We start from the raw sequence: 12947 nt of genomic DNA, 5'->3' as shown, positions 1-12947 counted from the left end.
AAATCTAAAGGCTAGCAGGTGAGGTATGTGCTATTAACTGCCCTCGCATTGTACTGATATCATAACTAATCTCAGCGATAGAAGCGGTTTCAAATAGTGGCGCATGTTGACCACAAGTAAACTCCGCCACCAAATAACTGACCAGAGGCATATGCGATACAATCAGTATATTTGCCTGTACATTATCAATAAAAGTTAACTCAAGGTAATTACGCATTTTATCTGCGGAATCTTCTGGTGTGATAAATTCAAGTGTGGTTAAACTCGTTGCAGTCGCTAAGGTGTTTTTTACAATTTTTGCGGTTTGTTGAGCACGAATATAAGGGCTAACAAAAATGGCGTCAAAGTGCACTTTTTTATCGACTAACCTACTTGCCATATTTTCAGCTTCACCCTTACCTAGAAAGGTTAATTCACGACTTTGATCAGAAGGAGCCATTGATTGAGCTTGACCGTGTCGCATAACAAATATTCGCATAAATTTTCCAAATAACTTCGTTTTTTCAAATCGCCCGCATTTTAGCGTTTATTTCGGTCTATAGTATAGATAATTAATAGAAAAATTAAGAATATATTAGACTCTAGTTAATCCATCAGGTAATTTAACTGGATAATTAAAATAATTTTAGAAACAAACGCTTACCTTGCCAGTGTCCGTCACCAATAAGGTTGTTGCAGTGTTTGCCGGAGCAGATATTGAAACAAAGCCCAAATGACAGCAAGCAATATAAAACGTTAACACTATCAAACGGCTTGCGTGTTTTATTAATTCATAATGAGCAAACGAATAAATCAGCTGCTGCATTAGCGGTAAATATTGGACATTTTAGTGACCCCAAAGACCGAGAAGGTTTAGCTCACTTTCTAGAACACATGTTGTTTTTAGGTACTGAGTCTTACCCTGACGGTAGTGAATATCAAAAATATATTAGTCAACACGGTGGTAGTAATAATGCTTGGACCGCAACAGAGCACACTTGCTTTTTCTTTGACATTCATCACCAACATTTTACCTTTGCACTCGATCGCTTTAGTCAGTTTTTTATTAGCCCATTACTTTCAAGAGAGTTTGTTGAGAAAGAGCGTCAGAATGTAGATGCTGAATTTAAACTAAAACTCAAAGATGATATTCGACGCTTGTACGACGTGCATAAAGAAACGATCAATCAAGCACACCCTTTCTCAAAATTTTCTGTAGGCTCGATTGATACGCTTGCTGATCGAAAAGACAGTGATTTAACCACTGAAATACGTGATTTTTTTCATCAATATTATCGCGCGAATATAATGACACTTGTTTTAGAAGGTCCACAGTCACTTGATGAATTAGTCCAATTAGCAACGAGTAAGTTTACCGATATAAAAGCGGCAACTTCAATACCACCAGTGATTAACACTCCGCTCTATCTCGCTGAGCATCAACAAATAAAAATTAATGTAAAACCTGTAAAAAACGATCGACAACTCATTGTTAGCTTTGCAATGCCAAGCATTGATCGCTACTACCGCCACAAACCTGAATCTATTTTAGCTTATTTATTAGGCCACGAAGGTGGTGGCAGTATTTTGTCTTACCTTAAAAAACAGCGTTGGGCACTTAGCTTAACCGCAGGCTCGGGCGTAAACGGCGCAAACTTCAAAGACTTCAATTTAAGTATTTCGTTAACTGAATTAGGCGAACAACATATTAACGAGATTATTAGTTGTATTTTCTCTTATATAAACGTGATGAAAAGTACTCCTATTGACGACTTTTATTATCAAGAAAAACAAGCGATTGCGAATTTATCATTTAATTACCAAGAAAAACTAAAACCATTAGACTCTGTTTGCCAGTTGGTCATAAATATGCAGCATTACTCACCCGATGATTATATTTACGGTGACTACATAATGAATGGTATGCAACAACAAACATTTAGCTTGCTGTTAGGCTATCTATCAGCAAATAACATGCGTGTTATTCATATTAGTGCGCAGAATACGTTTGATAAAAAAAGTTTTTGGTATCAAGTCCCCTTTAGTATTGAAAAAATCAGTCCTATGCAAATTACAAACTGGGAAAATGAAGCAATAACTCACGACCTTTCTTTACCGCTAAGTAATCCTTATATCGTAAAATCGCCTAAAATATACGCTTCTACTCCGGTTAGTAAACAACATAAAAGCACCCCTGATTTAATTGAAAAAATTGATGGTTTATCTATTTGGTTTAAACAAGATAATACCTTTAGAGTACCCAAAGGTTATATTTATATCGGTATTGATGCACCACTCACCATAAAAGACAGTAAGCATATTGCGATGACACGGCTATTTGTCGACTTATATAGTGATGCCGTTATTGAACAGCATTATGACGCTGAACTAGCGGGTATTCATTATCATTTATTTTCGCATCAAGGTGGAATGACACTACAACTCTCTGGCGTTAGCACTAAACAAGACAAGCTCCTTGAACAATTATTATTAAGTTTAGTAACCGCGAGTTTTATAGAAGAAAAGTTTGAGCTATTTAAAAAACAATTAATTAACCATTGGCATAACGCGCAAACCAGTAAATCTATTTCACAATTATTTTCGATTCTTAGCTCAACAATGCAACCTAAAAACCCAACAAGTAATGAGTTAGCCAATGCTCTGGAAAACACATCATTTAAAGAGTTTACAGCCTTTAGAAAGCACTTATTTGATGGGATAACTATTGAGGCGTTAATGCATGGCAACTGGGTACCTGAACATGCATTGAAATTTAGTGAACAATTAAAAGCAGCATTTAGTCATCATTATTCAGATAAGTATGCCGTTAATGTACCTGTTCTTGATATTGAAGACCAAGGTGACATTCACCTTCCTTTGCATTTACCAGAACATGATCATGCTGTTGTTATTTATTATCCGTTTTCAAAGAAAGACTTAAAAACAATAGCGATAACCATGATCACTAGCCAAGTGTTATCTCCACTCTTTTTTCAAGAAATGCGAACTGATAAGCAATTTGGCTATTTAGTCGGTGTTGGGTTTATTCCTATTAATCGTTATCCTGGTATCGCCTTTTATATTCAGTCGCCACACATAAATGCTGATGTTTTAGTCACAGAAATAAACGGGTTTATTAATCAGTCTTTAGAGAAGTTAACGCTTTTTTCTGACGATGATTGGCTGCATATTCAACAAGGCCTGGCGAGTCAATTACAAGAAAAAGACTCTAGTTTACGAATAAAAAGCCAAAGATTCTGGGCCGCTATTTGTAATAAAGAAACGAACTTTGATGAAAAGCAGCAATTGATTCAAGTCATCTTGTCATTAACTGTAAATGATATTAGTCATTTTTTTACTGAACAACTTTTAGTGAATAACAATACGGATAGAATAACTTTAACAAGTTACCCAGACAGTACGGAAGAAAAAATCAAAATATCACTCCAGCACAATGAAAAGATTAGAAAAAGATTAAAAAAATGTCAAAGAAAATATTAAACCTGCCGATATAATATCAAGGTTAACCAAATGAACTTAGTAAAGTCTCTTTTATATATTAGAGTAAATGAGTTGACTTAGCCCTAGGCATCATTTTTAATGTGATGTATGCAATACGAATAACAAAAATAATAAAATTGCTTGCTTAGTTTACTCAGTTAACACCAGTCTACTCTTTATTTAAATATTCTTTCTGGTTGTTTTTAATATTAATCGTGTAAATAAGCCTAATTGAAGCTTCTATCCAAGGTTGTATTTGTGCTTAATTTTTTTCCCAAGACTCATCTGATAAAATCACAACAGTTCTTCTGCATTTTATGTTTACTCACTCTCACGTTAATATTTGGTATCCAAAGTGCTTTGGCTGAACAAACAACAACAGAAAATCTCATTGCAAAAAACAGCTCACTATCCAGCCAAGCAGCTTTAAAATTCAAGCATTTATTAACTTCTGATGGTTTAAGCCAAAATAACGTCTTTGATATTACCCAAGATCTCGATGGTTTTATATGGATAGCGACAGAAGATGGTCTCAATAGATACGATGGAAAAAACTTCGTACATTATCGAAAAGATTTAGCCGATCCTAATTCGATTGCGCATAACTTTATTCGTAAAGTATTTATTGATAATACCGGTGTTCTTTGGGTGGGAACTGAAAAAGGCCTAAGTAAATATAACGTACTACTTGATAACTTTGAAAATTTTTATCATCAAGAAAGTAATAATGAATCATTAAAAGACGATGTGATTTGGGATATCTATCAAGATAAAAAGGGAACTATTTGGATATCTACCACAAATGGTATTCATAAATTTAACGAAGCAAATAATAATTTTAAACAAATAAAAATTCACGGACTCGAAAATGAATTAAAAGAAATAAAAACGATTTACCAAGATTTGAAAGGAAACTTTTGGTTTGGCAGCTACGATAATGGTATTTTCTTAGTTAATGAAAACTTAAATTACTCTGCGTCATTACAAAAGAAAAATAATAAATTTCACATAACCATACCAGCTAATTCATTATTTGACATAAAAGAAATTAAGGGTAACTACTGGTTAGCTACAGATAATGGCATCTTTGTCTTAGATGAAAATTATAACCCAATTGATACCTATAACACTACTCATCCAACCAATAGACTTATTTCCAATAAAGTCAGAAGTATAGTGCTAAGTAATGACTCAACAATTTGGGTTGGCACTGAAAATGGTTTAAATATTATAGATCCAAGTTTAAAAAGTATAAGAACCTATCAAAAAAATCAAATACCTAGCAGTCTTTCAGAAAATAGAACCTTTAAAATCATTAAAGATATAACGGGTAATTTATGGCTTGCGACATACGGAAAAGGCGTAAATATTTTTTTTAATGACTCGCTTCATTTTAAGCATTATTCAAATGGTAACACTAGTGGTTACATTGAGTTATTAGCTGAAACAACGGACGGAAAAGTTTGGTTTAATGAACGAAATTCCGGATTGAATTATATAAAAAGTACGACCTCAGGTAATTATATTAATGCAATTAAAAATAAATATATTGATCATATAAAAGCAGATAATAAGAATAATTTATGGATAAACACCTCTTCAGATAACGACTCCGGTGAATTATTTATTTATAACGTTACTTCTAAAAAAACAGTAAAAGTTGAAAGTTGGAAAGAAAATTCACTTTATGACCAAAGCTATCCTTTTAAAATTTTTAATAATAAAGTTTGGTTTATAGATACCAATGGCCACCTTACTTCCTATCTGATATCCACAAATGACTTTGAACGATACCAGCCACAAGATAATAAACGTTTAACAACCTTTGATATCGATAATAAAAATAATACCATTTGGGTAACCTCGAAAAATAACAAATTGCTCTCTTTTGACTTATCGATACCTTCAGATAACCAAAGAAAGTTTGATGTTCATAATATTAAAGGTATTAAATATTTATCAACAATCAAGATAACTTCAATAAAAGTTTCAGACTTATGGGTTTGGCTAACATCTAAGCAAGGTATTTTACTTTATGATAAGAAAAATAAGAAAACTACTTACTTTAATCAAAGCAACAAGTTATTAAACAATTCAATTCAATCTGTTTTGTTAGATAATAAAGAAAATGCTTGGTTTACAACGAATGGAGCGATTTCTTTTATTAATCCCACAACTCAACAAGTTAAAAACTTTGGTAAGGATCTACACCTTGCTGATAATGAGTTTATCGACAATTCCGCTTTAAAAACAATTAACAATGAACTTTATTTCGGTAGTCGTGATGGTGTATATAAATTTAACCCACAAAAAGTAATAAAGATTACCCAACGATTGAATTCGCCAAAATTAACAAATTTATTGATAGCGAATAAAAAAATTAATGTAAATGATGAAGAAGGCCCTTCAAGTAATAGCGTGTTCTCTTTAAGTAAACAGCTAAGTCAGTTAAATAATTTAACCTTAAAACACAAACAATCCCCCTTTACCATTGAGTTTATTTCGCCCAATGCAAAATATCCTGACCAAATAGGCTACCGATATCGTTTATTAAACTTAGAAGAGAATTGGATCGAGGCGGGTAAAAATAACTACCGAGCGACCTATACCAACCTGAGTCAGGGTGACTACAGCTTTGAAGTTGAAGCCTATGATTTACTCGGTACTGTTCCAAGTCAAAAGGCTACCTTAAACATTCATATACTGGCTCCTTGGTGGTTATCAAAAAGCGCCATTAGTGTTTATGCCCTATTTATTTTATTAGTTATTGCTTATTTTGTTCAGCAAATACGCCATAAGCGTTTATTTCACTTACAAATTCAAAAAAGCGAAGAGCGTTTGAAGCTTTCTTTATGGGGCAGTGGCGATGAAATGTGGGATTGGAATATAGTAACTGGCAAGATATATCGCTCAAATATTTGGGGTATTTTAGAGTTCCCACAAGATGGAAAACGCAACGTTGGCTCCGATAAGACCAACATTAATGAGCACGATATTACGCGTGTTCGTGACGCGATAAATGACCATTTCGATAACGATACTGACCATTTTGAAGCAACATACCGTGTAAAGAATAAAGATGATAAATGGATATGGGTACTTGACCGCGGAAAAATAGTTGAACGTGATGAAAAAGGTACCCCAACCCGCATGACAGGTACTTTAAAAGATATAAGCCGCATAAAAAAAGCAGATGAACGTTTAAAATTATTTGCCAAGTGTATTGAGAATATTTCAGATGCGGTTGTTATATACGATCGTGCTTTTAATATTGTTGATGTCAATAAATCTTACCAGCGCATTACCCAAAAAACGCGTAAAGAAATGCTTGGTATAACGTTAGAATTTGCCCAATACCCAAAAAGTTTCACCAAAGATGTAAAAAAGCACTTAATAACCAAAGGCAGTTGGCACGACGAAATCGAAAGTAAACGTGATAATGGCGAAGTATATTTAACCGACCTTAATATCGATGTGATACTTGATGAGAATAAAAGTATTTCTCATTTTGTTGGTGTGTTTTCTGATATAACTAAACGCAAAGAAACAGAAGCCGAACTGCGAAAACTAGCCAATAGCGATACATTAACAGGCCTGCCTAATCGTTCATATTTTCAAGCTAATCAAACTCTGCTAGTTAATAAAAAAGCCCCTCATGCTCTATTGGTTTTTGATTTAGATAATTTTAAAAAGATTAATGACTCTATGGGACACGAAGTAGGAGACGTACTTTTATGCCAAGTAGCAAAAAGAATGCAAGCTGTTGGCAGAAAGCAAGATACGGTTTACCGCTTAGGTGGTGACGAATTTAGTATTATTATTGAAAACACCAACGATATCCATACGATCACCAGTATTGCTAAAGATGTGCTAATGACCATTGCCCAGCCACTGAAACTAAAAAACCAAGAAGTGGTGCTTTTTAGTAGCTTAGGTATTGTACTTTATCCTGAAGATGGCATATCCCCGCAAGAGCTACTGAAAAATGCCGATACGGCCATGTACCACGCAAAAAATAATGGCGGTAATAAATACCAATTCTTCAGTGACTCAATGAACAAAGCCGCCGTAAAACGCTTACAAGTAGAAAGCTTAATACGCCATGGCTTAAAAGAAGACTCTTTTTCAGTTTTCTATCAACCTAAAATTGAAATTTCTACTGGTAAAGTTGCCGGTATGGAAGCGTTAGTGCGTTTTGAGACACCTAAAAAAGGCATTATCAGTCCGATAACTTTTATCCCTATCTCTGAAGAAACAGGCCAAATAATTGACATTGGCGAAGTGGTTTTAAGAAAGTCATGTTTTGCCACAAAAAAGTGGGTTGATGCCGGATTATTTATAGGTCGTGTTGCGGTCAATTTATCAGCAGTGCAATTTACCCAGCCTAATTTGGTTGGCATGATTGCTGACATTCTCAAAGAAAGTCAATTACCGGCTAAGTACCTAGAATTAGAAATAACGGAAGGTACGGTAATGGACTCTCCACAAAAAGCCATTGATATTATGTTACAAATTCGTGCGATGGGTATTCACTTATCACTTGATGATTTTGGTACGGGTTATTCATCGCTCGCTTATTTAAAGAAGTTTCCGCTTAATACCTTAAAAATTGATAAAGCTTTTGTGGATGACATCGAAGAGTCTGAACAAGGGCGTAACATGGTTGCCACCATAGTAACGATTGCACATAACTTAGGCATGCAAGTAGTCGCTGAAGGGGTTGAAACTAATCAACAGCTGAGTTTTCTTTCTGGTTTACGCTGTGAGCAATTACAGGGTTATCTCTATAGCAAACCCTTGCCAGAAAATGACTTTCAGAAATATCTACTCTCACACCAAATAACGAACAAATCGACTAATTTTGGCAAAACGTCACGTTAATGTCACTTTGTAAATAAAGTAACTAAACGACGGCACTGCCTTTAACAAAGTTTTGACAATAATACGATTTCCCCCCCCCTCTCCCTAAAAGCCTTATTAAATAAGGCTTTTAATTTTTGGCACACTATATGCTTTGACATTCATGAAATTAATAATAACAATTAAGGAAATATGAATGCTTAGCTCACTTATTTTATCTCTAGCGATGTCAACTTCACCTGTTCCAGTAATAGAGTCTGATTCATTAATGATGAATGAAATTGGAATTAGAGAAGGTAAAGTACGTATTGGAATTAGAGAGGGTAAAGTACGTATTGGAATTAGAGAAGGTAAAGTACGTATTGGAATTAGAGAAGGTAAAGTACGTATTGGTATTAGAGAAGGTAAAGTTCGTATCTAGGAGTTCATAATGATTAACTTATTTAAAGCTTTATTTTTACCAAAGACCACAGCAAACCCTATTGCTGCTAGCATTGAAATTAAAGAAATGCCTGCAAGTAAGTGGTGGAAGTAATAATCATTGAACCACTATTTTCAATGGTTAGTTTGAAGAAAGACACTGTTTGCTACAAGGAATGTAGCTGTCTTATTTTACCTAGAGTGGTAAAGAAAAATTAATTTTAAAAGCGTCTAAGCTTTTAAAATTAATGTATTAAAGCCAAACATCTTATTCACCTTCATACGTTTATTCATACAGAACATTGGCCAAATAAAAGGCCCAAACACTAATCCTGCACATGCCCAACGCTTCAAACCTAAACCACTACGTAATGCCTGGCAGTAAAAGAACATCGAACAAACAACACTGACAACCGCTAAAAATAACAACATAATATTTACCGCTAAACCGACTTAAAGAATGGCTAAAACTTTATTAGTAATAATATAACTAATTTAGAGTATTTATTCAACTTATTTTTACAGGTTAAAAAGCATAAAAAAAGAGGCTTTAAATTGCCTCTTTTTCGTTAAATTGCCACCAAGGTGGCATAACATTGCCTGTTGCTAATAATATTTATTACCGGTTTCAGCCATGGTAATTAATGCCTGACAAGGCTTGAAGCGTTCGCCTAGTTCACTACTCCACAAGTTCAACTTATTAACAATTACCTCTGCACCTAACGTATCGATATAATGGAATGGTCCACCTAAGAATGGAGGAAAACCAATACCAAAAATAGCGCCGATATCACCGTCTCTAGCATTACGAATAATACCTTCGTCTAAACATCTTGCGGCTTCGTTTAACATCATAAAGACACAACGTTGCACAAGCTCATCATTCGTTTTTTGATCTTTAATGATAATATTTAATAATGGATAGACAGATTCATCAACAAGTTTTTTGGTGACTTTTTTGCCGTTTTTATCTTTATAGAGGTAAAAGCCTTTCTGCACTTTTTTACCCAAGCGCTTATCAGAAATAAGTTTATTAAATGCTTCTGGTGCCGCAAAGCGTTCGCCTAATTCAGCTTGTAAAATAGGACCAATTTTAGCGCCTATATCAATACCGACTTCATCGAGTAATTGTATGGGACCAACAGGGAAGCCAAACTTAACCAGTGCTTTATCTAACTTTCCAATCGACTCACCTTCTAACAATAACAAAGCAGCTTCATTCATATAAGGCGCTAATATACGATTAACATAGAAACCCGCTTTGTCTTTAACAACTATCGGCGTTTTGCCTTGTTTTTTAGCAAAAGCAACTGTCGTTGAAATAGTTTGATCAGAGGTTTTTGAATGAGCAATAATTTCGGCTAACGGCATTTTATCTACTGGAGAAAAGTAATGTAAACCAATTACGTTTTCAGGGCGCAAAGCTTTTGCTGCTATTTTTCCAATAGGTAAACTTGAGGTATTACTCGCAAAAATAGTGTCTTCAGCACAAATACTTTCCATGTCATCAACCATTTTTTGCTTTAATGACAAGTTTTCAAAAACAGCTTCTATAACCATATCAACATTTTTAAAACCGCTATAATCAACACAACCCGTAATTTTAGCCAATTGCTTTTGCATTTCACTTTTCAACATAAAGCGACGTTTAACTTTTTTGTTAAGTATGTCATAACCATATTTCATCGCATGGCTGATACCTTGCGGCGCAATATCTTTAATACGTACATCAACATTCGCTTTAGTTGCACTAACAAAAGCAATACCACCGCCCATTAAGCCGCCACCTAAAACGCCAATTTGGCTAATCGGCTTAGCATTAACACCTTCGATGCCCTGCTCTTTTTTCATGTCGGTAGTGGCGAAGAAAATCTGTCTTAATTGTGCTGACTCTGGTGACATCACTAATTCACCAAAATGATCGGCTTCTGTTTGGTAACCACGCACTGATGACTTTTCAATACCGCTACGCACACAATCAATAATTTTAAGTGGCGAAGGATAGTTTCCTTTTGTTTTCGCTAATACAGATTTAGTCGCTTGATTAAATATTATCTTACGGCCAACCGCATTACCTTCAAGTGCTTTGTCTAGCACACTGATTTTTCGTTGGCTCTTCTTAATTTTACTGGCTTTGCCTTGTGCCGCTAGCACTAAGTTTTCTGCAGCAGAAACTAAAATACTATTAGGTACAACATCGACAATTAAACCCGCCTTTAACGCTTGTTTTGCTCGAAGCTGTTTTCCCGTTAACATCATGTCTAATGCTTTTTGAATACCCACCAATTTTGGTAAACGTTGTGTGCCACCGCTACCGGGTAATAACCCTAACTGTACTTCAGGTAAACCTAATGCTGTTTTAATATTATCACTACAAATACGTGCATGACACGCCATAGCAAGTTCAAGTCCGCCGCCTAGGCAAGCACCATTAATAGCCGCAACCACAGGAATTGAAAGGCTTTCAATTTGATCAAAAATCATTTGCCCATTGCGAGAAAGAGCCGTTGCTTCGCTCGCACTTTGACAGCTTGCCAGCATATTAATATCAGCACCCGCCACAAAAGAATCTTTTTTGCCACTAAGTAAAACAATACCTTTAATCGTACTATCATTACGTATTTCTTTTAATACCGTATCAATTTCCTCTGAAAACTCAGCTTTCAAAGTATTCATGGATTCGCCAATCACATCCATGACTAAATGAGCAATGCCATTATCTTGGCGAATTAAGGTAAACGTACTCATATTATTACTCTCTTGGTTAATCTCTTTATCGTTTGCTTGGTTGCTATCGTTTTGTGCAGTCATTAGTCTGTCTCCACAATCATTGCCGCGCCTAAGCCACCAGCTGCACATGCTGTTGTTAAACCGGTACCTCCACCTCGACGATTTAATTCATTAAGGGTTTGTACAATTAAACGTGTGCCAGTTGCCGCAAACGGGTGACCATAGGCTAGAGAACCGCCCATAACATTGAACTTAGCCATGTCTATTTCGCCGATCGCTTTATCTTGACCTAATTGCTCACGGGCAAACTTAGTACTGGCAAACATTTTCATGTTAGCCAGTGCTTGCGCTGCAAAAGCTTCATGCATTTCAATTAAATCTAAATCTTTTAATTCCATACCCGCACGTTTAAGAGCTAATGGCGTCGCATAACTTGGACCCATTAACATATCTTGCCAAACATCTATGGCAGCAAAAGCATAACTCTTAATATAGCCAAGCGGTTTATAACCTAATTCTTTGGCTCGGCCTTCGCGCATTAAAATAATAGCAGAGGCACCATCGGTTAATGGTGTACTGGTTGCAGCAGTCACTGTGCCGTGTTTTCTATCAAAGCAAGGGCGTAACTTTTTATAACCCGCTAGTTCTGAGTTTTCACGAATACAATTATCTTTTTCAATATAGCTTTTATAAGGTTCACTGTAGGCGGTCATCACTTCACCCGTTAACTTACCTTCTTGCCAACTTTGGGTCGCTAAAGTATGTGAACGGTGTGCTAACTCATCTTGTGCTTCACGAGAGATATGATGAGTTTTCGCCATTTGTTCAGCGGTTTGCCCCATTGATATACCCGTTGAGTACTCAGCAACAGCTGGTGGAACAGGCATAATATCTTTTAAACCTAACTGGCGAATAAGTGATATTTTTTGCCCTAAATTTCTCGCTTTACTTAAATCAAGTAAGATACGCGCAAACTTTTTAGAAACACCAATAGGTGCAACAGATGAAGAGTCAGCACCGCCGGCAATACCCACATCAACATAACCAGCCATTATAGCTTCAGTTACATTAACCGTTGATTGAAAGCTTGTTGCACAAGCTCTTGAAACACTATAAGCATCAGTATTAACATTCATACCCGTACCTAAAACAATTTCTCGTGCAATGTTTGGCGCTTCTGGCATTTGAACCACTTGACCAAAAACCAACTGATCGATAATAGTAGGGTCAATATCATGCTTTTTTAGCAATTCATTAACGACAATTTTTCCTAAATCTACTGCTGGAACACCATGAAAAGCAGTCGCTTGTTTTGCAAATGGTGTACGCAAACCAGCCACTACAGCAATGCGTTCTCCGTTTCGAGTCGTTAAATTCATTTTTGTCATGTGTTACCCTTCTATCGTAATATCTAGTTTTATCGTCTTTAGACCAAGAGGTCTGACCACTTATTTGTT

At 35.6% G+C, this 12947-nt stretch carries 7 protein-coding genes; 3 read left to right on the top strand and 4 right to left on the bottom strand.

Annotation, left to right across the window (positions count from 1 at the left end; genetic code table 11):
• Nucleotides 1-4 precede the first annotated feature (4 nt).
• Nucleotides 5-478: a phosphohistidine phosphatase SixA gene (sixA, locus tag H4J73_RS18660; RefSeq protein WP_182223360.1), complete on the bottom strand. Its 474-nt coding sequence runs from the start codon at nt 476-478 to the stop codon at nt 5-7.
• A 218-nt stretch (nt 479-696) separates the two neighbouring features.
• On the opposite strand from sixA, the gene H4J73_RS18655 reads away from it, so the two are divergent.
• The 3 genes from H4J73_RS18655 to H4J73_RS18645 all read left to right on the top strand — a co-directional run bounded on the left by H4J73_RS18655 (nt 697) and on the right by H4J73_RS18645 (nt 8761).
• Nucleotides 697-3480 (top strand): insulinase family protein, encoded by a 2784-nt coding sequence (locus H4J73_RS18655; protein WP_182223359.1) that lies wholly within the window; start codon nt 697-699, stop codon nt 3478-3480.
• 258 nt (nt 3481-3738) lie between these two features.
• Nucleotides 3739-8361: an EAL domain-containing protein gene (locus tag H4J73_RS18650; RefSeq protein WP_182223358.1), complete on the top strand. Its 4623-nt coding sequence runs from the start codon at nt 3739-3741 to the stop codon at nt 8359-8361.
• A 175-nt stretch (nt 8362-8536) separates the two neighbouring features.
• Complete coding sequence (locus tag H4J73_RS18645) at nt 8537-8761, top strand: hypothetical protein (RefSeq protein ID WP_182223357.1); 225 nt, start codon at nt 8537-8539, stop codon at nt 8759-8761.
• A gap of 230 nt (nt 8762-8991) precedes the next feature.
• Here the strand turns inward: H4J73_RS18645 and H4J73_RS18640 are convergent, their stop codons facing one another.
• From H4J73_RS18640 to fadI, 3 genes are all read right to left on the bottom strand, one after another.
• A complete protein-coding gene (locus H4J73_RS18640) occupies nt 8992-9192 on the bottom strand; it encodes a hypothetical protein (protein ID WP_182223356.1) in 201 nt (66 codons plus the stop codon).
• A gap of 174 nt (nt 9193-9366) precedes the next feature.
• A complete protein-coding gene (fadJ, locus tag H4J73_RS18635) occupies nt 9367-11571 on the bottom strand; it encodes a fatty acid oxidation complex subunit alpha FadJ (RefSeq protein WP_182223355.1) in 2205 nt (734 codons plus the stop codon).
• Nucleotides 11571-12878: an acetyl-CoA C-acyltransferase FadI gene (gene fadI / locus H4J73_RS18630; RefSeq protein WP_182223354.1), complete on the bottom strand. Its 1308-nt coding sequence runs from the start codon at nt 12876-12878 to the stop codon at nt 11571-11573. The genes fadJ and fadI overlap by 1 nt, the downstream gene beginning before the upstream one ends.
• Nucleotides 12879-12947: the final 69 nt, after the last annotated feature.

Source organism: Colwellia sp. MB3u-41, assembly GCF_014076845.1.
Taxonomy (GTDB): domain Bacteria; phylum Pseudomonadota; class Gammaproteobacteria; order Enterobacterales; family Alteromonadaceae; genus Colwellia_A.
Note: the sequence above shows the minus strand (reverse complement) of the source record. Positions and strands in the feature narration are given on the sequence as shown.